This window comes from Sedimenticola selenatireducens, assembly GCF_007625115.1.
Taxonomy (GTDB): Bacteria; Pseudomonadota; Gammaproteobacteria; order Chromatiales; family Chromatiaceae; genus Sedimenticola; species Sedimenticola selenatireducens_A.
On the sequence record NZ_VMNH01000023.1, the window covers coordinates 136785 to 161435 of the forward strand.

At 50.7% G+C, this 24651-nt stretch carries 21 protein-coding genes and 1 riboswitch; of the genes, 12 read left to right on the forward strand and 9 right to left on the reverse strand.

Going from position 1 to position 24651, the window contains the following annotated elements; translation table 11 throughout:
* Positions 1-147 precede the first annotated feature (147 nt).
* The 7 genes from metK to FHP88_RS15355 all read left to right on the forward strand — a co-directional run bounded on the left by metK (position 148) and on the right by FHP88_RS15355 (position 7837).
* Positions 148-1320, forward strand: coding sequence for a methionine adenosyltransferase (gene metK, locus FHP88_RS15325; protein ID WP_144359964.1), 1173 nt, complete (start codon positions 148-150; stop codon positions 1318-1320).
* Between the two features lie 73 nt (positions 1321-1393).
* A riboswitch (S-adenosyl-L-homocysteine riboswitch) is annotated at positions 1394-1473 on the forward strand.
* Between the two features lie 14 nt (positions 1474-1487).
* A complete protein-coding gene (gene ahcY, locus FHP88_RS15330) occupies positions 1488-2903 on the forward strand; it encodes an adenosylhomocysteinase (RefSeq protein ID WP_144359965.1) in 1416 nt (471 codons plus the stop codon).
* A 101-nt stretch (positions 2904-3004) separates the two neighbouring features.
* Positions 3005-3862, forward strand: a complete 858-nt coding sequence (gene metF / locus FHP88_RS15335) for a methylenetetrahydrofolate reductase [NAD(P)H] (RefSeq protein ID WP_144359966.1) — start codon at positions 3005-3007, stop codon at positions 3860-3862.
* A gap of 134 nt (positions 3863-3996) precedes the next feature.
* Positions 3997-4587, forward strand: coding sequence for a TetR/AcrR family transcriptional regulator (locus FHP88_RS15340; protein ID WP_260843333.1), 591 nt, complete (start codon positions 3997-3999; stop codon positions 4585-4587).
* Positions 4588-4670: 83 nt separating this feature from the next.
* Positions 4671-5720: a hypothetical protein gene (locus FHP88_RS15345; RefSeq protein WP_144359968.1), complete on the forward strand. Its 1050-nt coding sequence runs from the start codon at positions 4671-4673 to the stop codon at positions 5718-5720.
* A gap of 28 nt (positions 5721-5748) precedes the next feature.
* The gene (locus tag FHP88_RS15350; RefSeq protein WP_144359969.1) at positions 5749-7101 is read left to right on the forward strand and encodes an adenosylmethionine--8-amino-7-oxononanoate transaminase; all 1353 of its coding nucleotides are present in this window, start codon (positions 5749-5751) and stop codon (positions 7099-7101) included.
* 1 nt (position 7102) lies between these two features.
* Positions 7103-7837 (forward strand): 16S rRNA (uracil(1498)-N(3))-methyltransferase, encoded by a 735-nt coding sequence (locus FHP88_RS15355; protein ID WP_144359970.1) that lies wholly within the window; start codon positions 7103-7105, stop codon positions 7835-7837.
* Between the two features lie 12 nt (positions 7838-7849).
* On the opposite strand, the gene ttcA is transcribed toward FHP88_RS15355, so the two are convergent.
* The 9 genes from ttcA to FHP88_RS15400 all read right to left on the reverse strand — a co-directional run bounded on the left by ttcA (position 7850) and on the right by FHP88_RS15400 (position 20371).
* Positions 7850-8725, reverse strand: coding sequence for a tRNA 2-thiocytidine(32) synthetase TtcA (gene ttcA / locus FHP88_RS15360; protein WP_144359971.1), 876 nt, complete (start codon positions 8723-8725; stop codon positions 7850-7852).
* A gap of 119 nt (positions 8726-8844) precedes the next feature.
* On the reverse strand, positions 8845-9315 hold the full coding sequence (locus FHP88_RS15365; protein WP_144359972.1) for a chemotaxis protein CheW: 471 nt from the start codon (positions 9313-9315) through the stop codon (positions 8845-8847).
* Positions 9312-15341 carry an Hpt domain-containing protein gene (locus FHP88_RS15370; RefSeq protein WP_144359973.1) on the reverse strand — a complete coding sequence of 2010 codons (6030 nt, stop codon included), beginning with the start codon at positions 15339-15341 and terminating at the stop codon, positions 9312-9314. The genes FHP88_RS15365 and FHP88_RS15370 overlap by 4 nt, the downstream gene beginning before the upstream one ends.
* A gap of 170 nt (positions 15342-15511) precedes the next feature.
* Positions 15512-17566: a methyl-accepting chemotaxis protein gene (locus tag FHP88_RS15375; protein WP_144359974.1), complete on the reverse strand. Its 2055-nt coding sequence runs from the start codon at positions 17564-17566 to the stop codon at positions 15512-15514.
* 88 nt (positions 17567-17654) lie between these two features.
* Positions 17655-18197, reverse strand: coding sequence for a chemotaxis protein CheW (locus FHP88_RS15380; RefSeq protein WP_144359975.1), 543 nt, complete (start codon positions 18195-18197; stop codon positions 17655-17657).
* Positions 18198-18206: 9 nt separating this feature from the next.
* Positions 18207-18629: a response regulator gene (locus tag FHP88_RS15385; RefSeq protein WP_144359976.1), complete on the reverse strand. Its 423-nt coding sequence runs from the start codon at positions 18627-18629 to the stop codon at positions 18207-18209.
* Between the two features lie 52 nt (positions 18630-18681).
* Entirely contained in the window at positions 18682-19077 is a 396-nt protein-coding gene (pilG, locus tag FHP88_RS15390) for a twitching motility response regulator PilG (RefSeq protein WP_144359977.1), read from the reverse strand.
* Between the two features lie 132 nt (positions 19078-19209).
* Complete coding sequence (locus tag FHP88_RS15395) at positions 19210-19938, reverse strand: rhodanese-like domain-containing protein (protein ID WP_260843334.1); 729 nt, start codon at positions 19936-19938, stop codon at positions 19210-19212.
* Between the two features lie 112 nt (positions 19939-20050).
* Positions 20051-20371 (reverse strand): hypothetical protein, encoded by a 321-nt coding sequence (locus FHP88_RS15400; RefSeq protein ID WP_144359978.1) that lies wholly within the window; start codon positions 20369-20371, stop codon positions 20051-20053.
* 324 nt (positions 20372-20695) lie between these two features.
* Between FHP88_RS15400 and gshB the strand changes: the two genes are divergently transcribed.
* From gshB to ruvX, 5 genes are read left to right on the forward strand one after another with little or no spacing between them, the layout of a single operon-like run.
* Positions 20696-21646 (forward strand): glutathione synthase, encoded by a 951-nt coding sequence (gene gshB, locus FHP88_RS15405; RefSeq protein ID WP_144359979.1) that lies wholly within the window; start codon positions 20696-20698, stop codon positions 21644-21646.
* The gene (locus FHP88_RS15410; protein ID WP_144359980.1) at positions 21643-22719 is read left to right on the forward strand and encodes an FAD:protein FMN transferase; all 1077 of its coding nucleotides are present in this window, start codon (positions 21643-21645) and stop codon (positions 22717-22719) included. Before gshB ends, FHP88_RS15410 begins: the two co-directional genes overlap by 4 nt.
* An 11-nt stretch (positions 22720-22730) precedes the next feature.
* Complete coding sequence (locus FHP88_RS15415) at positions 22731-23615, forward strand: energy transducer TonB (protein WP_260843335.1); 885 nt, start codon at positions 22731-22733, stop codon at positions 23613-23615.
* Positions 23616-23665: 50 nt separating this feature from the next.
* Entirely contained in the window at positions 23666-24229 is a 564-nt protein-coding gene (locus tag FHP88_RS15420; RefSeq protein ID WP_144359982.1) for a YqgE/AlgH family protein, read from the forward strand.
* Positions 24230-24248: 19 nt separating this feature from the next.
* Complete coding sequence (gene ruvX, locus FHP88_RS15425) at positions 24249-24650, forward strand: Holliday junction resolvase RuvX (RefSeq protein ID WP_144359983.1); 402 nt, start codon at positions 24249-24251, stop codon at positions 24648-24650.
* Position 24651: the final 1 nt, after the last annotated feature.

Genomic DNA, 24651 nt, shown 5'->3' on the forward strand with positions numbered 1-24651 from the left:
GTTGAGGCTAACTTTGCGCTGCGCCAATTTGAACTCAGATTGCGGGCGCTTAATAAATGCAGCTAAAGCGAGGGAACAGTGGAAACACTGCGAACCCGTCTTTAGCCTTAGCTGGACGGGTTTTTCATTTTCTGGAAGAAATAAATTATGAGCGATTACATCTTTACCTCAGAATCTGTCTCTGAAGGGCATCCTGACAAGGTAGCCGATCAGATCTCTGATGCCGTGTTGGACGCCATTCTGACTCAGGACCCCAATCCGGAACATGCCCGTGTTGCTTGCGAGACCATGGTCAAGACCGGCGTAGTTATCGTGGCTGGTGAGATTTCGACCAACGCCTGGGTTGACCTGGATGACCTGGTGCGCAAGGTGATTTGTGATATCGGCTATACCAGTTCAGACGTAGGTTTTGATGGCAGCACCTGTGCGGTGATGTCGCTGATTGGCAAACAATCCAGTGATATCGCAATGGGTGTTGATCGTACCGCACCTGAGCTCCAGGGTGCTGGCGATCAAGGCCTGATGTTTGGCTACGCCACCAATGAGACTGAAGTCTTAATGCCTGCCCCAATTACCTATGCCCACCGGTTGGTAGAGCGTCAGGCGGAAATGCGTAAAAAGCGGGTACTCCCCTGGCTGCGCCCAGATGCCAAGAGCCAGGTGACCCTGCGCTATCAGAATGGTGTTGTTACCGGTATCGATGCCGTCGTACTCTCCACCCAACATGACCCCGACATCAAACAGAGCGACCTGGTTGAGGCCGTCATGGAGAATATCCTGCAACCCGTCCTGCCCAAAGAGTGGCTGGACAAGTGTCCGCAAAACAAGATCCACATCAATCCCACAGGCTCCTTCATAATTGGTGGTCCCGTCGGCGATTGCGGCCTCACCGGCCGAAAGATCATCGTTGATACCTACGGCGGCGCAGCCCGTCACGGTGGCGGTGCTTTCTCCGGCAAAGATCCCTCAAAAGTGGACCGCTCGGCGGCCTACGCAGGTCGTTATGTCGCAAAGAATATCGTGGCGGCAGGACTGGCTGATCGCTGCGAAATCCAGGTTTCTTATGCCATTGGCGTGGCAGAGCCTACCTCGATCTCTATCGAGACCTTTGGCACCGCTAAGGTCGATGAAGATAAGATTGCCCAACTGGTGCGGGAACACTTTGACCTGCGGCCCTACGGCATCCTGCAGATGCTGGATCTGATAAAACCGATTTATCAGAAAACAGCCGCTTATGGACACTTCGGTCGTGAAGAGCCAGAATTCACCTGGGAACGGACCGACAAGGCAGAAGCGTTAAGGGACGCTGCAGGCCTCTGAAGACCTGACCCGACGGCTTTGCGTGCCTCGTTCTGGTTCAATCAAGGAGAGCACGCAAGCCCCCAAAACCCCTCCTCTTGAGAAGCGCTGCAACAGGTCAACCTGCCAGGCTCATGAGGGGGATTCGATCAATATGAACGGCGCTTAGTTTTTTCGGAGACTAAATCATGAATGCCGTTGTTGATAACAACTTTACCGACTACAAGATCGCCGATCTCTCACTGGCCGAGTGGGGCCATAAGGAGATCGCTATTGCCAATACTGAAATGCCGGGCCTGATGGCACTGCAGGAAAAGTACGGCGACAGCAAACCCCTCAAGGGCGCACGCATCGCCGGCAGTCTGCACATGACCATTCAGACCGCTGTACTGATCGAAACCCTCATCAAGCTGGGTGCCGAAGTGCGCTGGGCCTCATGCAACATATTCTCTACCCAGGACCATGCGGCGGCAGCGATAGCCAACCAGAACATCCCGGTATTCGCCTTTAAGGGCGAGAGTCTGGCGGAGTACTGGGAGTACACCCATAAGATCATGGAATGGCACGATGGTGGTACGCCAAATATGATCCTGGATGATGGCGGCGATGCCACCGGGCTGTTGATCCTCGGCACCAAGGCGGAGAAAGATATCAGCGTGCTGGATAACCCAGGCAGTGAAGAAGAGAAGGTGATGTACGCGGCAATTCGATCCCGCATCGCCGCTCAGCCTGGCTGGTATTCAAATAATTTGAAGAACATTAAGGGTGTCACCGAAGAGACCACCACGGGCGTTCATCGCCTCTACCAGATGGCCGCTGCGGGTGACCTCCCCTTCCCAGCCATCAATGTTAACGACTCGGTGACCAAATCCAAGTTCGACAACCTCTATGGTTGCCGTGAATCTCTGGTGGATGGCATCAAGCGAGCAACCGACGTCATGATCGCGGGCAAGATCGCTATGGTGCTCGGCTATGGCGATGTGGGCAAAGGTTGCGCGCAGTCACTGAAAGGCCTTGGCGCTACAGTGTGGGTCAGTGAGATCGACCCGATCTGCGCACTACAAGCCGCCATGGAAGGTTTCCGGGTGGTAGAGATGAACACCGCCTGCGCTGAAGCGGACATCTTTGTGACCACGACAGGTAACTACCATGTGATTCAGCATGACCACATGATCCGCATGAAAGACCAGTCCATCGTCTGCAATATCGGCCACTTTGATAATGAGATCGATGTCGCCAGCCTGGAACAGTACGAGTGGGATAACATCAAGCCTCAGGTAGATCACATCATATTCCCCGATGGCAAGCGGATCATCCTGCTGGCTGAGGGGCGACTGGTAAACCTTGGCTGCGCCACGGGTCACCCCAGCTTCGTAATGTCAAACAGCTTCACCAACCAGACGCTGGCACAGATGGAGATCTGGAATAGCACGGGTCAATATGAGAACAAGGTCTACACCCTGCCAAAGAAACTGGATGAAGAGGTCGCGCGCCTGCATTTGCAGAAAATTGGCGTTAAACTCACGACCCTGTCTCAGGAACAGGCAGACTATATCAGTGTTCCGGTAGAAGGCCCTTACAAGCCCGATCACTACCGCTATTAATGCAAGCAAGGCCTCGCGCGGGGCCTGACTGATCTATTCGCTCCCCCTATGCAACTGTCGCAGGGGGAGTATTCAATGTTGCCTGTATACGAAGATAAATAATGACTGCCAATCAAACCGATCAAAAGCTGTTCAGCTTTGAACTCTTCCCACCAAAAACAGAAGAGGGAATGAGCAAACTCCAAGATAATGTCAGAAAACTGAATCGCATCAATCCACTCTATGTCTCCGTTACCTTTGGCGCAGGTGGATCAACCCAGCAGCGCACCTTCCAGAGTGTTGAGTGGCTGGTCTCTGAAGGCATAGAGGCCGCACCCCATATCTCTTGCATTAGTAGCAGTGCCGAAGAAATCATCCAAATGCTCAATCAGTATAAGCGCCAAGGAATAAAGCGAATCGTTGCACTACGTGGAGACATGCCGTCTGGTACTGGTTTGGCAGGACGTGGGGAACTCAATTATGCCAATGAACTGGTGTCACTGGTGCGTCGAGAGTTCGGTGATCACTTCCACATCGAAGTGGCAGCCTATCCGGAATTCCATCCCCAGGCCACTAATGCGGATGCAGACCTGAAAAATTTCAAACGTAAGGTAGAAGCCGGCGCCAATGCCGCCATTACCCAGTATTTCTACAATGCAGACGCCTATTTCCGATTTGTAGAAAGCTGCGAAAAGCTCAGCATCACCGCTCCTATTGTTCCCGGCATTATGCCAATCACCAACTACAGCAGCCTGAGTCGCTTCTCCGATGCCTGCGGCGCAGAGATCCCTCGCTGGATTCGTAAACGCCTGGAGGCTTATGCTGATGATGTCGTGAGCATCCGCGACTTTGGCCTCGATGTCGTGAGTGAACTGTGCCAGCGGTTGCTCGACAATGGCGCACCGGGCCTGCATTTCTATACCATGAATCAATCCGGCCCCACATTGAAGATATGGGACAGCCTCACACTACGCGATTAGTAACTGATTCATGTTGGAGGGAGCATCCCAGCAAGTAATCCCAATGCTGATCAGTGCATTATCTATAATCATCGGGCGGGTATGTTGGTATACTATTCCCTATCTTTCGCGAATAACTCACCATGTCCTACATAATGAAACTGAGAGAGGCCTCCGAGTCAATCGATCGCCGAATTCTTAATACAGCGCTTGATCTGTTTGTTGAGTGTGGATATTACAATGTCTCAGTTCACGACATCCAGAAGCAGGCCAACGTCAGCATTGGCTCGATTTACAACCATTTTGGCGGCAAAGAAGGTATTGCAAAGGCACTCTACTATCATGTCCTGAGTGAGATGGAAGAATTGGTCAATAGCGTAGTGGCACAGAAATTAGGGGCCGTAGAAAGCTGTAACCAGCTGATCCGGTTGCTGTTTGAACAGACTGAAAGCCAGCGCAATACTATCTCCTTTGTTCTCCATGCCAAGCATCGTGAATTCTTACCAGAAGAACCCCCCGTTTGCAGTGCAACGCCCTTCAAGGCAATGCGTGATATTGTGCAAACTGGAATGGCGAATGGCGAGATACGCCAATGTGACCCGTGGGTAGCTGCCGCCAACGTATTTGGTGGTGCCATCCGAATGATCCACTTACGCCTTGACGGCGTAATTGAACAACCGCTACCCACGTTCTATGAGGAGTTACTTAAAGTCACCTGGCAGGGAATGGAAGTGAACCAAGGGTGAGGAGATTCCAGTTTTTAATCGCTTTGCTGCTCATTGGCCTCGTTTCATTTGTGTCAGGCCTGCTCTTACCGCATCTTTTCTCCGTGCGGCCCTCAGCCCCTCTTCACCTGATCTTCGCTATTGGCATACTACCTTTAATACTCGGCGCCATGACCTATTTTGTACCGGTCTTAACGCGCTCCCGTACGGCAGAACCCCAATCACTTGCCCCCACCTTACTGGCTCTCATTGCAGGTAGCTTGGTCAGTTTCAGCCTGTTTTACTCATTCAGCATCTATCCCTATGCAGCAATCACCGGATTGATCGCGGTGATTTGGCAGCTCATTTGGATTCGCGGACGAAAGCGGGCAATGCTGGGAAATCCTCATCCCGGTCTACTCTGGTATCAACTCGCGCTCGGCGCATTACTGCTAGGCCTGGTGTCGATTCTGGCGGGGTATTTCATGCCGGATCACTGGGCAGCACTCAGACGATTTCATCTGCATGTCAACATACTCGGATTTATCGGCTTCACTGCTCTAGGCACACTGCGCGTGCTCCTCCCAACCACCGGCAGTTACCCCGATCCACAAGCCGGTGTCTGGCTTCTTCGTCAGTGGCCTTGGCTTGTGGGTGGGACACTCCTGATTGCAATAGGAGCGGCGTGGTATTCCCCACTCGCCCTCTTTGGCTTAATAGTTTGGTTGATACCGATGGGCCAGTTCTTATTGCCACTGATCACAACTCATCGGTTGGTGATCTGGCAACCGCATGGCGCCACCACACCCCTGGCATGCGCCGTCATTGGGTTGCTGATACTGCTCTTAAGCGGGGGGGCTCATAGTTTGGGATGGCTATCGGCGCCCCCTACAACTCAGGCATTCATCCCACTATTTCTGCTTCCGTTGGTAACGGGAGCAAGTAGCCACCTGCTGCCCCTGTGGATGACACAGGCACAACAGCGTGATCGAGAATTACAACTGCGTATACTATTGGGAAGACACAGTGCTGGGCGCTCAGCACTGTTTATGTTGGGAGGCCTGCTAATACTTGCAGAACAAGGATGGGGATTACTTCTGATCCTCGTTGGCCTCTTACACTATATTATTCGGGTAGTGATGGCCTTTTTTTACAAAACGCCCCAAAAGCTTTAGCTATCTGAGGAAGATTTGTCATAAAACCATGAGCAACAATCAACAAATAGCCGCTCGAGATCTTTCCGTACTCTGGCACCCCTGCACTCAGATGAAAGATCATGAATGGCTCCCCATGATCCCCATCAAGCGAGGCGAAGGAGTCTGGCTGGAGGACTTTGACGGGAATCGTTATATCGATGCGGTTAGTTCATGGTGGGTGAATCTATTTGGCCATGCCAACCCCCGTATTAATTCCGCGCTCAAGTCACAGGTTGATCAACTGGAACACGTCATGCTGGCCGGTTTTTCACATGAGCCCGCCATACAACTCGCAGAGCGATTAGTAGAGATTACCCCCGAAAGACTCGACCGCTGCTTCTATGTCGACAACGGCTCATCCGCCGTAGAAGCCGCCCTAAAAATGAGCTACCACTCATGGAAAAACCAGGGCCATAAAGGCAAGCACCGCTTCGTCACACTCTCCAACAGCTATCACGGAGAGACGCTGGGCGCCTTGGCCGTGGGTGATGTCGCACTCTACAAAGAGACCTATGAACCCCTGTTAATGAAAGTCGACACGGTAACCTCACCCGACTGCTTTGGACGTGAACCGGGCGAATCCTGGGAGTCTTTCTCAATCCGCCAGTTTGCCGAAATGGAAACACTGCTCGCAAACAAAGGCAATGAGATTAGTGCGGTAATCGTAGAACCACTGGTACAGTGTGCCGGGAATATGCGCATGTATCATCCTATCTATCTGACGCTGCTTCGAGAAGCTTGTGACCGATACCAGGTACACCTGATTGCCGATGAGATCGCGGTCGGCTTTGGCCGGACAGGGACAATGTTCGCCTGCGAACAGGCCAAAATCTCACCCGACTTCCTCTGCCTCTCAAAGGGCCTAACGGCAGGTTATCTGCCCCTCTCTGTGGTAATGACCAGCGAACAGACTTATCGTACATTTTATGATGATTATGAAAACCTGACTGCCTTTCTGCACTCCCACAGTTACACCGGCAACCCCTTGGGTTGCGCTGTTGCCTTGGCCAGCCTGGATATCTTCCGGGACGATAACGTCATCGCCAACAATCAGTGTTTAGCCAAGGTAATGACCGAGGCAACAGCCCACCTGGTAGATCACCCCCATGTAGCCGAGGTTCGGCAGCACGGAATGATCGTGGCAATTGAGATGGTAAAAAACAAACAGACTCGGGAGCCCTTCCCCTGGCAAGAGCGTCGTGGGCTACGTGTCTATCAGCATGCATTAAAAAAAGGCGCACTCTTACGACCATTAGGGAATGTCACCTACTTGATGCCACCCTATGTGATTTCCCCGGAGCAGATCGAGACACTCGCTCAAATAGCGACAGAAGGAATCGATCAGGCGACCAGGAGCTGACATGCAACACCGCCGCATCCATACCTATCAACCCCTCATTGTGGATCAGGAACTCTCCCTTGAAGAGGGCCCTGCCCGACACCTGACTCAGGTGCTCCGCATAAAACCAGGCACTGAATTCATCCTGTTCAACGGGGATGGCTACGACTATATTGCAACGCTCACCCAGGCCTTACGGCGTGACGTGATGGCACGAGTCGTCTCCCGTATAGATCCCATCGAACCCGAAACAGCTTGCGACATCCATCTGGCGATTGGCATTTCCAAGGGTGAACGCATGGACTTCGCTATTCAGAAGGCCGTTGAGTTGGGAGTAGCTAGTGTCTCGCCACTGATTACCGAACGTTGCATGGTGCGATTGAACAGTGAACGGCAGCAGAAAAAAGTGTCGCATTGGCAGCAAATCATCATTTCAGCCTGTGAACAATCGCATAGAAAAAGGGTACCTGTTTGTCAGGAAATCATATCACTGAATGAATGGCTCGTTGCAGATAACGATTCAATGGGTATCTTGCTTGATCATCGTGCAAACAGATCGCTGCATGATATGGCAAGACCCTCCAGAGATATCCGGCTATTAATTGGGCCAGAAGGGGGATTATCGGAGGCCGAACGAGGAGAGGCGAAAACCTGTGGCTTTATGGGCATTCGCCTTGGACCTCGGGTGTTGCGAACAGAGACTGCACCTCTTGCAGCCATCGCGGCCATCCAAACCCTCTGGGGGGATTTCAACTAGCGCTATAAATGCTCAACCAATCTTATAGATGCCAAGTGCCGGCGCGGCAATCTCGGGGGGATCAAAGACCGTATCCTCTTCCGGCGCGGTGGTTCCCAACGTCTGAAAATCAAAAAGCTTCAAATCGGCCAGATGTGAAGGCACCACATTGGAAAGCGCATTGAAAATGCTCGTCATGCGGCCAGGGTACTGTAACTCCCAGTCGGCCAACATCTGTTTGATCTGCTTGCGCTGTAAATTTTCCTGAGAGCCACACAGATTACAGGGAATAATTGGAAACTCACGCTGATTACTGTAGCGGGTTATATCCCGCTCAGTGCAATAAGCCAAAGGACGAATCACCACATGACGGCCATCATCCGTGTGCAGCTTTGGCGGCATTGCCTTGAGCTTGGCACCAAAAAACATATTCAGGAAAAGCGTCTCTACAATGTCATCTCGATGGTGGCCGAGTGCGATTTTGGTCACGCCCATTTCACTGGCTACCCGATAAATAATACCCCTGCGCAACCGCGAGCAGAGTGAACAGGTGGTCTTCCCTTCAGGGATTTTATCCTGAACGATGGAGTAGGTATCCTCTTCAACAATACGATACTCAACACCGAGCTTATCAAGATATGCTGGCAACACGTGCTCAGGAAAGCCCGGCTGCTTCTGATCAAGATTCATCGCCAACAGACTAAAATTAATCGGTGCCCGCGACTTGAGCGTCAACAGGATATCCAGCAAAGTGTAGGAATCCTTGCCCCCGCTGAGACAGACCATAACCCGATCGCCCTCCTCGATCATGTTGTAGTCGCCAATAGCCTTACCGACTTCACGCTGCAGACGCTTCTTTAACTTATTGAAGTTATTCGATGTTTTCTGTTTTAAATGAAGTTCAGGCATAGCGGGCCACGCAGGAGAAGGGAGAAAAACGGGGATCTTACACGCGAGCACCTAAAAATAACAGGGTGCTCACCTAAGAAAAATGCTTCCCAGATCATCCCAAGGAAGCGATAACGGATCTAGAACTGGATATCAGTAAGCACCAGTTCCAGTGCATCAAGATCCGGGATCAAGGCTTCAACACCGTTAACAACAACATGACTGGAAATCATCTCATTGAGTGGATCAGAATGAGGGAAGGGCGCAATTGCCTCTTCGGTAATTCGCACAAGATGCGGCGCTGAGCGGAGCAAAATACCGATGTAGGGTAGTGTTTCATCACCATTCAATGTATTGCAGATGGCAACCCGCGCCCGGTGACCAATTGCTCCTGGATCTCGCCCTAAAAGGGTCTCAAATGACACCAAGGGAATATCATTATTGCGCCAGCTGAACTTACCCAGAAGCCAGTTAGGCTTATCATTCTCAATGGCGCTGGGTGCCCGATAGCTGACCACTTCACAGACCGCTGCATTGGGCAACAGTAACTGCCCTTCTTGCAATGGCAGTAATACACCCCTCACCTCACCGGAGGCCTGTGCAACACTCATCTTGCCTCCTCACCCAATACAGAATAGATATTATCCAGCAATTCATTCTCTTGATACGGTTTACCCAGATAACGCCTAACGCCTAATTCCATTGCCAGGTTACGATGCTTATCTCCCGTTCGTGAGGTAATCATAATAATCGGGATTGTCTTTAGTGCTTCAGAGTTACGCATATGCCTGGCCAGTTCATAACCATCCATCCGTGGCATCTCAATATCGAGAAGCATGATATCTGGCCGCTGCTCTTGCAAGGTGGCCACGGCATCCACACCATCCTTTGCCGTGATTACATTCATACCGTGTCTTTCCAGTAATCGGCCGGTAACCTTACGTACAGTAATGGAGTCGTCGACCACCATAACTGTTCGACCGACACCCGGTTCCTGCGCAGTCGTTTCGACGCGTGCCACTTCATGCTTTGGCGCTGCCGCATGAGCCATGTCAGATCTGACCAGCGCGGTCACATCCAGAATCAAGGCCACACGCCCATCACCTAGAATCGTTCCGCCAGAAATCCACCGTACAGTGGCGACCTGTATGCCGACTGATTTCACTACAATCTGTCGATTGCCCAGCAGGCCATCGACCTGTAGCGCCACATGGTGCTCGCCGGCACGCACCAGCAATAGCGGATACCATTTTCGCTGATCAGAGAGACTCACTTGAGCCACATTCAACATGCTGCCAAGATAGCGGATTTGATAATCCTGTCCCGCATAGTTATAGACTTTTTGCCGTCCGCTGTAGCAAGCCTCCAACTCCTGAAGCGAGACCCGCACCACACCTTCGATACTGGTATGTGGTATAGCGTATATTTCGCCGCCCAACTCAACTAGCAGAGCATCCGTAATAGCCAATGTCAGGGGTAATCTGATGATAAACCGGGCACCCTCACCAGACTGCGAGGTGATATCCAGAGAACCGCCCAGCTGCTTAACCTCGCTGACCACTACATCCAGCCCAACACCACGACCGGAGATCTGAGTGATTTCCTGCGCCGTACTAAATCCATGCTCGAGCACAAAGGGTAATACATCAGTATCCGACACCTCCGCATTGGGATCGAGCAAACCACTCTTTATCGCCTGCGCCCTGATTTTAGCCATATTCACGCCGGCACCATCATCGGAAATGATCAGCTGGATATCTGATCCCTCACGTGACAGCTGTAATCTGATTTTGCCCGTCTCACTCTTACCCGAGTCTCGTCTCTCTGCAGGCGTCTCGATCCCATGTGCAATCGCATTGCGAAGAATGTGCTCCAGTGGCCCGATCATGCGCTCCAGAATACCGCGATCGATCTCGCTGCCTCCACCCTGAATAACCAGCTCCGCCTTCTTGTCCAATTGATTACAGGTCTGACGAACCACCCGATGCAAACGCGGCACAATCTGCGCAAAAGGAACCATGCGCGTGCGCATTAAACCGTCTTGCAGATCCGTAGTAATACGCGATTGCTGTAACAGCAACGTATCGGTATCCGATTGCAGGTCCTCAAGGAACCCATTGATATTGGCAAGATCGTTAACCGTCTCCATCAAGCTTCGGGAGACCTGTTGCATGGCAGAAAAACGGTCCAACTCCAACGGATCGAAAGTGGCGTCGTGCACAGCCTCATCGCCACGATCCTGTTCGTAGCGGAACAAAATCTGCGCTTCAGTCTCGATCTCGAGTTGCCTTAGCTGTTCACGCAAACGACTGATGGTCTGTTCAAGCTCTGTGAGGTTGAATCCCAACTGACCATTCTGCTGTTCAATACGGGTACGGTAGATACTGACCTCACCCGCATAATTCACCAAACGATCAAGCAGGTCTGAACGAACACGAACTTGCTCACGCTGCCCCCGGCTACCCGATTGAATTGCCCGGGCATCATCCATGGCTAGGCTAAGCACAGACTCTGCTGGCACATCACTCTCAACAGGTAACTGTTGTTCAGGGTTTTCCGTCGCCGCTACTGCTTCGTCAATAGCTTCTATCTGCTCCGATAGCGATTCATCAAGAATCGCCTGAGACTCCGTCGATTCCTCCAACACTTCCTGTGTCGTTTCAACTATCTTGTCGATCGGCTTTGCCGCAATTGTCTCGACAATCTCGGAGTCAGCCTCTGCCGCTAATTCAGCAGGCTCATCTTCAGGCAGAGGCTCCCCACCCTCTTTCAGCCAAAGGTCGAGCTTAGCAACCAGATCCTCAGCACTGCGTAACTCTGGACCATGCCCAAGGTCATCAATCTGTTCTGCCAGTCGATCGATAACTTCATGTGTAAGTGAAGTTAGGGCCTCTCCCGTTTGAATACGTGCCTGATCAACCGCCGTCAGCAATGACTCAAAACCATGACTCAAGTCACCGATGGGCATAGCCCCGGCTAACCGCGCACCACCTTTCAGTGTATGGAGTGTACGCTGTAACTCTTCTGATACTTGTTTATCGGCAAGATTGAAGTTGCCCGACTGGAGTGTGCTTTCAAGTGATTCATGTAACTCTCTGGCTTCTTCAAGGAAGATATCCACCAGCTCAGGATCACCTTCAAGCGCCACCATGTGGGAAACTGCAGGGTCTGACACCTTTTCATCAGCCGTTTCAGCTATTGGTGTTTCAATAGAGATATCTGATACAGCCGCCTCCACTGACTCATCGGCTTCAGATGCCGATGCCTCAACCGCAATATCTTCCTGGGGCTCTTCCTGAAACGCGACCTCTTCATCCACCGCGTCTTCAGCGGCCAATACCGACTCGTCTACGGACAGAGCATCGACACCGATGCTGTCATCCTGATCAGGCTCTTCAAGTGCTTCTGTTTCAGACTCAAGCGCATCATCAAGATTGATCTCTATCTCTCTGGCACCGTCTAAAACAATTTCATCAGTTGATTCTTCTGGGAGTTCCAGAAGTGTTAGATCAATAACTTCAGTGGAATGCGCCTCTACTGATTCCGAAGTTTCCGCCTCGGGCTCAGAATACTCGTCACCAACCGCTGATAAATCATTCTCACCCAATGCCTCGGCAGCATGAAAATCCTCATCAATGCATGACAGGTCATCATTACTCTCTTGTTCAAGAGGCAAGTGTGCTATCGATTCGTCGGCTACCGATACGAGTGATGAATCTTCCTCATCGTCAGACTCCGGCACCAAACCAGGATCTCGCCGATAGTGATGGATATCATCAATCAACTCACGCCAATCCGGGAGCTCAGCGCCAGGAACGTTAATCGAACCCAATGTGGTCCTGAACAAATCCACGCTACGATCAATCAACTCGAGCGCAGGCGAATCGACTGGCTTTCCAAGGCCATTCAGTAGTGATGCCATAGACTCAAGCGCTGTACTGACCTGAGCGATGGAGTCAACACCGGCCATCTCAGCACTGCCATGCAGTGTATGCAGCGCACGCACCAACTCCTTGTCTATCCGACAGGCAAGTGGATTCTCACTGCATGTATCATGGAAATGATTAAGTGTATCGATATGCGTGAGGGACTCAGCTTCGAAAATCTCAAGCAGTGTCTCATCCATGGTGATCGGAGCAGGCGCTATCTCTTCTTCAGGCTCATCAATAGCCTCAGGTGCCGCAGCTTCATCAATAGTACCAACCAAAGATGCAGGCTCAGCTGAGTCCGCTTCCTGATCTTGTTCTTGTGCCTGATCTACCTCTGACGCATCTTCCATCTCGTCAGACATTGAAAACGGACTGACTTCATCCGAAGCAATCTCATTTTCCAGAGCGTCCAGATTCCGCTCCGTAGCGGTTTGCTCATTACTCGAAGTCTGGGCTTCATCAGTGGTAGATGAAGTCTGGCTTTTTTCCGGTTTTGAAAGTGCTTCAGCCCTATCAATAAGTGGCTGTGTATCGATATCCGGGACAGTTCCCTGCTTCTGTGATTCAATCAATACAGGAAGAACAGTTATCGATTCCAGCAATAGGTCTATGACGTCAGGCGATATTTCGACCGTCTCATCAATAATTCTGTTCAGTAGATTTTCTACAGACCAGGCATATTCACCAATAACTTTAGCACCGACCAGACGTCCACTACCCTTCAGGGTATGGAAAGAACGACGGAAGGTGGTCAGGGCATCGCGGTCATCTCTGTTATCACACCAACGCGGCAGGTACTCCTCGATGACTGCCAACTCTTCTTCTGCTTCTTCAATAAAGATCTCGAGTATTTCCGGATCAATGTCTTCAAGCGAAGGCTTATCGGCTGATGGGGTACGGATTTCTGCCTTTTGATCAGCAACAGCTTCAACATCGGGTAGCTCAACGACTTCCAGAGCTACAGAATCAGCCGGTGATTCAACATGCGCTTCACTTGCAGACTCACCCAGACCTGTTGTTTCGACTTCTGGTACATGAAGTTGCGACAGCGCGTCCCGGGTGACATCCAAAATTTCCGGATGAATGCCACGACCTTCCGTCACGGCTTCCATATAGTATTCAATGCCCGTTACAGCATCCGCAAAGATATCCAGATCAGCAACGGTTGGCACACCACTGTCGAACAGTAGATTGTGTTCTACATAGCGATTCAGCCGACTCATCAGTTCGGCCGCATCGGACAAATTCAATACGCTGAAGGCACCCGCGATACCATTAAAACGCCGCGGTACATCTTTCAGTAATGACTTATTCTCAGGCTGCTCAATATAATTGATTATGGCTTCCTTGTTACGGGCCATATCAATGCCAGCTTCATGCATAACCGAGTCAACTAATCGCTCAAATTCGCCTGCTGGCAAAGTCGATACGGCCTGATCACCCTTCTCCTGTTTGGCATAACGCCTGACAACAGAAAGATTTTCCAGCGATGTTTCTATAAACAGGATATCACTGGCCATCGCCATCAGATCCTGCTCATCGGGATAGGTGTTAGCCGCAACAAGCTCAGTGATTTTATCCGCCTGACGCATCAATCGGTTCCGCAAATCACCCTGACCTACCATACCCAAGGTGTCAGCCAGTTTCTTCAGCGGTTCCTGTTGTGCCTGTAGACGACTCAAATCATCCTGTTTGCTCCTGATAAAGAGATCCAGTTGATCCTTGATCGCAGTCAGATCAGCGCCAATTGCGCTGCGCAGCGATTCCAACAAGTCTCGACCAGGGGCATGCAAATCACTCTGATCGTCACCCTGAATCGATTGACCAAACAAGCCCGTATCAAGGTCAAACTCCCGCTTAACCCGCTGCACCGCCTCGTTGGATGAATTGGCGCATGCGGTATAGTAAAGCAGGTTCTTAATAAGGTCATTCGCGGGTTTCTCGGCTACCGCCAATTCACCATCGTCTATAATGCGCTTGATCTCGCGATCAATTTTTCCAATAAGCAGCTTGGTGGCAATACCTGAGTCAATGCTTCCATCATGCAAGGCACTGACAGTCGACTCACCTACCTGAAAAAGCTGTCTGACCTGGGTCGTTCCGGCACTTTCACCAAGTTCTTTAAATAGGTCAGCGATACGCCGTAAGCCACCCGACATGTCAACATCACGGTACCAATCCAGCAGTGCTTTATGGTATTGAAAGCGAAGTTTTCGAGCCAGCTTGGGTAATTCAACATTACCCTCCTCACTACCATCAGCGGGCTGCAGCTTTTGGTCCAGATTAGGCGAAAAAAGTGCCACTTCTGAGAGCAGGGCAGCATCACGCGCAGCCCGTAGTTCATTCATCAGCGGGAGTAACAAGAGCGGTGTATCACTGGCACCGGACTCAATCTTCTCCAAATAATCCGGCAGTTGGGCCAATCCAACCATCAGGGCTTCTGCAGACTCTTTGCGTTTCTGCTCACCCAAACTGCTCAGTGCATTGGCCACTAACTCCATCTCTTCAGCCAGCATGGCACCACCATACAACTGAATCAGTTGCAGTGTGCCACGAACCTGATGGATATTAGCGATACAACTATCCAGTTCGGATTCTGGACCTTCCTCGTCCACATACGCTTCTAACGCATGCCTCGCCTTTTCCAGTGAAGAATCAAGCTCGGCCTTGATCCATTTCAGCGCACTATGATCTTGGGCGTCACTCATACTAAGCCTTCATATACGCCAGTAGTAGATTCACAATCCCAGTATTCATCTGGCATTCAACAGATGACGAACAGTCATAACCACTTTGGGTTGAGCTTGAACCCAGCAACGGGCTCAATAACTCAAGCATGACTTTTCCTGGGCATCCATTCATTACTGGTCACATTCCGTTAGTTATATTCTGGGAGTCGGAAACCGGCTACCGATCGTTGCAGTTCGTCAGCCATGTCTGCCAGCGAGCCAATCGACGCAGCGGTCTGGTTAGTACCGTCTGATGTCTGCGTTGTAATCTCTTGGATTACACTCATGGTATCGTTAACCCTGGAGGCCTCTTCTGACTGATGTTGGGCCGAATCAGCCACACGCTGAATACGTTCAGAGATCTGATTTGATACGCTCTCAATCTCTTTCAACGCCTCACCCGCGTCCTCTGCCAACTTGGCACCCGCAACCACTTCTGTCGTTGTTGCTTCCATAGAGGAGACCGCTTCGTTGGTATCCGCCTGAATAGTTTTTACCAGCGCCTCGATCTGTTTGGTCGCATTACCTGAGCGTTCAGCCAATCGCTGTACCTCATCTGCAACCACCGCGAAACCACGACCCGCTTCACCGGCCATAGCCGCCTGCATCGCCGCGTTCAAAGCCAAAATGTTGGTCTGGTCAGCAATATCATCAATCAACTCAACGATATCTCCAATCTCCTGCGAGCTTTCACCCAATCGCTTGATTCGTTTGGAGGTCTCCTGAATCTGCTCACGAATGGTGTCCATGCCGTTAATGGTGCGTCTTACTGTCTCATTGCCCTTGGCTGCAATCTCTACCGAGTGCTGTGCAACGGATGCGGATTCGGTAGCATCAGAAGACATCTGGTTAATGGTCGTTGCCATGCTGTTGATAGAAGATGTTGCGGACGCAATCTGATCGGCCTGATGTTCACTTGCCTCGGCCAGATGCATAGCTGTCGCACGACTCTCCTGAGCCGATGTCGACACCTGTTCGGAAATTTCGTTAATGGTGGTAACCAGACTGCGGAGCGCTTCAATAGCGTAGTTGATAGAGTCCGCGATCGCGCCCGTCACATCCTCTGTAACGGTGGCGGTTACCGTCAAGTCGCCATCAGCCAAATCGCCCATCTCATCCAGTAGTCGTAAAATAGCTTGCTGGTTTCGTTCATTCAGCTGGCTACTCTCAACCTCCCGGCGACGCGCTGTCAAAAGCAGGATATATCCCAAGGCAACGAGGAGTGCGATAGATAAACCACCCAATACAGCAATCAGCACTGGACCCGCTTTAATGCCCATTACAGAGACCAGTCCGGGGTTCTCACCATAGGCAGCTACCAGTTTCTCTGCCGCATCATTCACGCGGTCAGATACGGTGGTTACCTGGCCGGCGGCTTCCAGCGCAGGTAGCACTGCAGGAACCGTTTCAATAATCTCCTCAGCATGATCATTAATTGAGCTGAAGAGCATCGCCGCTTCACGAAGCTTCTGCACCGCATCTGGGTTGGTGATTTTTTCAATACCTAATGACGGACTGCCTTCAAGCATGCCATCAAGGACTCGACCCAGGCGATCAGAATCACGACTGAACTGGTCAATAGCAGCCGCCGTTGCCTGTCCACCCGCAAGCACCTTGTTAACGTTCTTATCAATACGCTCAGAAAGCATCAATTGACGGGATGCAATAGAGATCTGGGCGGGATCAGCCTTGTTTGTCACCAGGTCACTCACAACCTGCTCTGACAGCTCCTGAAGTTGTGGCATAAACTCGGTAATAACACCGATAAACTCCTGCACTGAAAGAATCGCATCCTTGTTTGAGAGAATGTCATCCGCATTCTGCCTCAACTCCAGCCAGGTATTTTCAACCTCGCGCAACTGTGCTGACACAGGCGCTGGTGATGCGGGAAGATTAATGGCTGGATCGCCCTGCTTGAGTTCAGCCATCAGCCGTTCAAACTTATCCCTGGAGTCGCGTAACTGGGGGAATGCCGCCTGATTACCTGCCGCTGCAGAGAGCGCGCTTTTTGCTATCTCCTGGGAGACAACACGCTGTTCCTCTGAACGTACGATATAGGCCTCATCGTTTGCCGCCCACTTCGCCACATTGGCAAACGCCAAAAGTGTAGCCAACAGTGTGACGAGCAGCCCGATTGACAAAACAACTACAAGCTTGTTTGAGGCAGCTCCACCACCTGTTCGTTTGGTAGCCCTGGTATTCATCTAGTCTCTCTCCCGCAAGAGGCTTGTTATTGTAAAGCGTCCATTTAATATAAAGGCAATTCTCTAGTGAGGGTTTGCCCGAGAAAAATCATACCGACGCAACCCTGAATTCAGTATTTTCTGAAAGTAGATTCATACTGAATACAGGCCTGATAGCACCTTCAATTTCATAGGCACCTTGTACAAACTGCCTAATCGTGTCAGGTAATGCAGGAACAACTGATCGCTGCTCCTCTAGAAAATGTCGCATACCCTGTACATCGCCCACCAGCAGACCGGAGTAAAGCCCTTGATGATTAATCACCAGGACGCGACTGCGTCTGCCAATAACAACGGGGGCGCCGCCCAGAAACTTTTGCAGATCAATGAGTGGCAACAGATTACCTCGAATATTGGCCATACCAAGCATCCAGGCCTGGGTGCCTGGAACGCGAGTAACCCCCTCTGGGTAATTGAGGATCTCTTTGACCTCCTCAAGCGGCGCTATAACACCCATACCCGAGATACTGAAAAGCACGCCTTCCCAGTACTGCTGTATTTTCTGTTTAGGAAGGCCCACTGCATACTGATGACTTCTACTCTCAATATTTTGTAGAAGTCGTAGCAAATCGGCCGATGTTGTTTCCGTCATGATTCCCAATCAACCCGCAAGAACAGCCTTGATCTTGCTAAGCAGCTCCTCTGCAGCAACCGGTTTAACAACATAATCCTTGGCCCCTTGCCGTAATCCCCATGCACGATCAGTCTCCTGATCTTTGGTGGTCACCACAATGACAGGTATATCCTGTGTTTCGGGTGCCTTACTCAGTTGTCGAGTAGCTTGAAAACCGTTAAGGCCTGGCATCACCACATCCATTAATACAAGGTCGGGTTTTGATTCCTTAGCCACTGTCAAACCGGATTCACCATCCACTGCTGTGATGACTTTATAACCACCGCCCTCAACAATTCCTTTGAGAATGTGCGTCTCTGTTGGAGAGTCATCGACGATCAAAATGGTCGCATCAATGCCAGCCACTTCACCCGATTGTCCTGCACTACCTTTCTTAAAGAAACTTCTCATAATCTGTTCTCTGTAACTCTGGCTAATGTACTTTATCAGTACGCTTTCAATTTCAAGCCGCCTTAACTACGTGCTTACGTATGGCACCCAGCAACTCATCTTTGGTAAACGGTTTGGTAAGATACTCTTCCGAACCGACAATGCGCCCCCTCGCCCGATCAAACAGACCATCTTTGGAAGAGAGCATAATTACAGGCGTCTTTTTGAACTCACTGTTATGTTTAATGAGTGCACATGTTTGATAACCATCTAAACGTGGCATCATAATGTCGACAAAGATAATGTCCGGATTGCTATCAGCGATTACTGAGAGTGCCTCGAAACCATCATTGGCTGTAAACACTTCACAACCCGCTTTTTTAAGCAGGCTCTCCGCCGTTCTACGGATCGTTTTACTATCATCGATGACCATCACCTTCTTACCGGAGATATCGATCTCTTCATTCATTCCCAGCATCCTCTGATTCACACATTCCCTTACACTAGGGACACAGTGACTCCTTGCCAATGACATACCCTGTTTTTCCACACTATTTATTAGTAAACCTCGATCATGCAGCACGACACATGCACCATCGGCTTAATTTATCGTCGTAAGCCCATATAGCTGCCAGACTTGCATACCGCCCCTGTAATAATGAATCTTTTCTGGCGGATAACCGACTTCTAACAAACCTGTAATCGCCCGAGGTGACTGCCCACAAGCGGGGCCATTGCACCAAAGCACCAACTCTTTGCAATTGGTAAAATCCCAACTGTCTGTCATATTTTCTGCTTTCATGACACCCCATTCTTCGAGTGTCTTAGTGACTGCACCTACCGGTTCACGAGGCTTCGCACCAAATGATTCAAGTGCCTCTATCATCTCTAGGTCGTCAATAGCCTTACTCAATGTCGTAAACGGCACATTGACAGAGCCTGGAATAGTCCCTTTGGCGTGCCATTCAGGGGTTCTCGCATCAATCAGTAATCCCGTACCGTCCCGCAGCTGATTTTCCATGAAGTGAAAAATCTCTATTTCACCGACTGTCTTGACCTGTGGATGTACTTCCATCGGTCCCAGACAGAAAGGGGGACACTGACGACTGGTTTTGGCAAAATAGCCATGGAGTTCAAAATCCGTATCCTGAACTCGTTGGACTTTTACCGAACGCCCCTTATGTATTACATGAAGATAAGGCTTATCTTTATAGAGTGGAATAACGGCACCTTGTGCACCTACCACCACCTCTTCTTCTGCACCTAAAACCTGTCCAGCAAAAACACACATGGCAACTGACGCGGCCATGATGACCTTAGATATTCTCATTTAGCCTCCCTGATGATCTGGCTATCTGACGTAGCCTGAAATAATCTTTTTACGCTTTTATTTTGCTTTATATCGTCCGGTGGTGGGTTAACCTGAATTTTTTTTTTATAATTTATCGATGAAGGAAGCGATCCATGATCTTTTTACGCAATTCAGAGATGGTTGCTCCGCCCTGATACTCAAGAAAAATCTCTTCCTGACTACTCGCTGGCAATTTGCCATAAAAAACGGCGCTTCCTGCATATTTATCCTTTAGTTCGGCCTCAAATACCTCCCGGCTGACCGCATTGCCCGCATCACCTGTTGCGGCAGAGGCCGTGGAAGACCCTCCCTTGCTGTCGACCTTTTTGGCTTCCTGTTTCAGCGCGCTCAGATAATCATCATCCCCAGCGGCCATCACTGAGAACGGGGTCACAAAAATAGAAATTGTCATTGCAGCAATAGCCCAATAACGCGGCTTTCGGTCGTTTTTGTATCGATATGCCTTTAAAACCATAACGAATCATACCTCCCATTTCTTTTGATAGAGATCCACACCCCCACCATCGAGATCGGCTCCAGCCTCAGCCCGGCGCTCATCCGTTGAGTTTTTTGTATAATAAGGTCCTTGGGTGAATCTGATTTTTCTAGCTATAACACTTTATTACAGCTACAACCTAAGAGAAAATAGCAACAGACACCTCGTACTGCAACATCGGGGTTCAAAAGTTGCTCCACTGCCACCGACAAACGACCGACCCTCAGGTACTATTAAGCCATGACTATCACGCTCGGCGTTGTGATGGACCCCATCGAGTCCATCAACATCAAAAAAGACAGCACTTTTGCCATGTTAATAGAGGCGCAGCGACGCGGCTGGAGCATCTGCTACATGGAGCAGAGTGATCTTTTTCTTGAAAATGACCGCACATTTGCACGGACAAGGGGACTACAGGTGGAAGAAAACCCTCAGGGGTGGTTCCACTTTTTAAGCGAGACAACACTTCCACTGGACGAGATGGATGTCATCCTGATGCGTAAAGACCCACCCTTCGATATGGATTACATCTATACGACCTATCTCCTTGAAAAGGCCGAAGAGCGTGGCGTTCTGATCGTCAACAGGCCCGCCAGCCTGCGTGACTGCAATGAAAAGCTGTATACCGCCTGGTTTCCTCAGTGCTGCACACCAACCTTGGTAACCAGCAATAAAGAGCGCATTCTGACTTTTATAGATCAGCAGAAGGATGTCATCCTCAAACCACTGGATGGCATGGGTGGCAGCTCCATCTTCCGCTCCCGGATAGGCGACCCCAATACCAATGTCATTATTGAAACCCTGACAAATCATGGTCGGCGTTATGCTATGGTGCAGCGCTTTGTGCCCGAAATCAGTCAAGGCGACAAACGTATCCTGATGATTGACGGCGAACCGGTACCTTACTCCCTTGCCCGTATTCCCAAACCGGGAGAAACCCGTGGCAATCTTGCCGCCGGTGGAACAGGACAGGGAATACCCCTCTCAGAGCAAGACCGCTGGATCGCCCTTCAAGTGGGGCCCAGCCTGAGGCAGAAAGGCATCCTGTTTGCGGGGCTAGATGTGATTGGCGATTACCTCACTGAGATCAATGTCACCAGTCCCACCTGTATCCGGGAACTCGATGCTCAGTTTGAGCTCAATATCAGTGCCCAATTAATGGACTGCATTGAAGAGAAGCTCACATCATGAAAAGAGCCTTGGCCATCGTTTGGCTGTTACTCGCATCACTATTCCTTACCGGCTGTGACACTTCACCTCCCCTTTACAAAGGCAAGTTCCTCGCCTTTGGGACCCTCGTGGACATCACAATTGCCGGTCTCATGGAGCAGGACGCCCAGGCGGCAACCGATATTATCGAAGAAGATTTCAAACGCATGCACCGCTCCTGGCATGCATGGGATCCAGGCCCACTGGGCAGGGTAAACAGGCTGATACAGACTGGCGTGACCTTCTCAACACCCCCTTCGGTACTGCCTCTGATTAACCGGGGAATAGTGCTCTCAGAGCAGAGTGACGGCCTTTTCAACCCTGCCATTGGGCAACTTATTGATGCCTGGGGATTTCATCGTAATGATCCATCTGAACACCAGCCACCGTCACAAGCCATAATTGAAAAACTACTCCAACAAGCCCCCAACATGAACAATCTGCGACTCAATGGCATTCAGATGCACAGCACCAATACCGCGGTGAAGCTCGACTTTGGTGCTTTTGGTAAAGGTTATGGCATCGATCTGGCCATGGAACACCTCAAAGAGCTGGGCGTCAGTAACGCCATCCTCAATGCCGGAGGGGATCTCCGCGCGATAGGATCTAAGAACGGGGAACCCTGGCGTATAGCCATCCGCCACCCAAGTGGCGAAGGCGTTCTCGGTGTCATCGCAACCCAGGGCAGTGAAAGCATCTTCACATCGGGTGATTATGAGCGCAATTTCACTTGGGACGGCAAACGTTACCATCACATTATTGACCCAAGAACCGGCTACCCTGCCACCGGCACACGATCTGTGACGGTAATCCACAATGACGCCACAACTGCCGATGCAGCCGCAACTGCACTGTTCATTGCCGGGCCATCTCGTTGGTTTGAAATTGCAAATCGCATGGGATTAGGCTATGTACTGCTGGTTGACAGCGATAACAACATTCACATGAATCCAGCCATGCAAAAACGTGTAGAACTGACTGAGCATAATTTTAGCGTAAAACTGAGCCCACCACTCAGTGCCGAAAGCAATCAGGAATCGGCCGTCAAAGAATGAAGAGAGCAGGCATGATTACCTCGATCGACCGTATGGGCCTGACACTGTTCATAGCGGTTACGCTGCATGCCGTAGCCATATTGGGCGTTACCTTTACACTCGAAAAACCACAGAAAAGCCCACCAACCGATCGCACCCTGGAAATCATGGTGGTACAAAACCCCAAAAAAATGGAACAACAGAAGCCGATTGAAAGGCCTGATTTTCTCGCACAAGCCAGCCAGGAGGGTGGCGGCAACCAGGAAGAGAAAATCCGCCCAAAAACGGAGGCGACGCCTGTTGCACCACCACGTACACAGGAACACATTCAAGCCACGGCACCCACGCCCCCGCCTACAGCAAAACCTGTAGCAAAACAGCCAAAGAAGGTACTGACAAACCAACAACCCAGTACCAAAAAGGTTGAAACAGTGCCTGAAAAGCAGCCGGAACGCCCGAAAAAGGTCGTGACGGCCGCTCAACTGCTTGCCAGCTCCTCACAAGAGATCGCCCGCCTGACAGCGGAACTCGATCGAAAAACCCATGCCTACGCCAAACGCCCCAGGCGGAAAACGCTCTCCGCAAGGACGCAGGAATACAAATATGCCAACTACCTGGATGCCTGGCGACGCAAGGTTGAACGAGTGGGTAATCTGAATTACCCGGATGAAGCAAAAAGACGCAAACTCTATGGCAATCTGGTCATGCATGTTGCTCTCAGGCCGGATGGCACGGTCAAAGCCATAAACATTAGAAAATCCTCAGGCCATAAGTTACTGGATGATGCGGCAATTAGAATAGTCAAACTTGCAGCGCCTTTCGCCCCCTTTCCCGGCGAAATCCGCAAAGAAGCCGACATCATCGATATCATTCGAACCTGGCAGTTCAGAAATAACGACCAACTTTTTTCAAAATAAACTCGGCTAATAGTTGCGGACCCATCCCCTGCATCCGATACTATAGCGCTATGAACAGTAGTGAATTCCTGACGAATCAATTTTTGATCGCCATGCCAGGGCTGGAAGACGATAATTTTCACCATACCGTAACCTACCTCTGCCAGCATGGCGACGAAGGCGCTATGGGCATCGTGATCAACCGCCCCTCAGGATTACGCCTCAATGACATCCTTGATCAACTGGATATCAGCAGCAGTGAGTTACCCTGTGCAGAGCAACCTATCTATATAGGTGGTCCGGTGCAGACTGACCGGGGATTTGTTTTGCACACCCACGGCGGGCAATGGGACTCCACACTGCAAATAACACCCGATATCAGCATTACCACCTCCAGAGACATACTTGAGGCTATCGCACATGGAAAAGGGCCTGCAAAGAGCCTGATTGCGTTGGGGTATGCGGGTTGGGGAGAGGGTCAGTTGGAACAGGAGATCAGCGCCAATGCTTGGTTAAATGGACCTGCACCCGAAGATGTGCTGTTTGATCTGCCGGCAGAAGCCAGATGGGAAGCCGCCGCCAAGGCCCTCGGGATAGATTTAAATCTACTCTCCGGTGAAGCCGGGCATGCATAGACAGCGATAGCCACGCATAATGGGTACACTATTGGGCTTTGACTACGGCACCGCTAAGATAGGCATCGCGGTAGGCCAGACACTGACCGGCACGGCATCTCCATTGATGACTCTTCGTGCCATCCAACAGAAACCCGACTGGAACAAGATCAGTCAACTGATCGAAAGCTGGCAACCTGAGGCCTTAGTGGTGGGCCTGCCCTACGACATGGATGACACGGAAGCCGAAATTGCCCCGCTGGCAAAAAGATTTGCCCGACAGTTAGAAGGGCGCTACCGGCTCCCGGTGCATATGGCCGATGAACGACTGACCTCTCAGGTTGCCAGACAGGAACTGGGACGGTCCGTAAAAAAATATGACGAACTTGATGCAATAGCAGCCAAACTGATTCTGGAAACCTGGTTAAGTGAAAGACAATAAA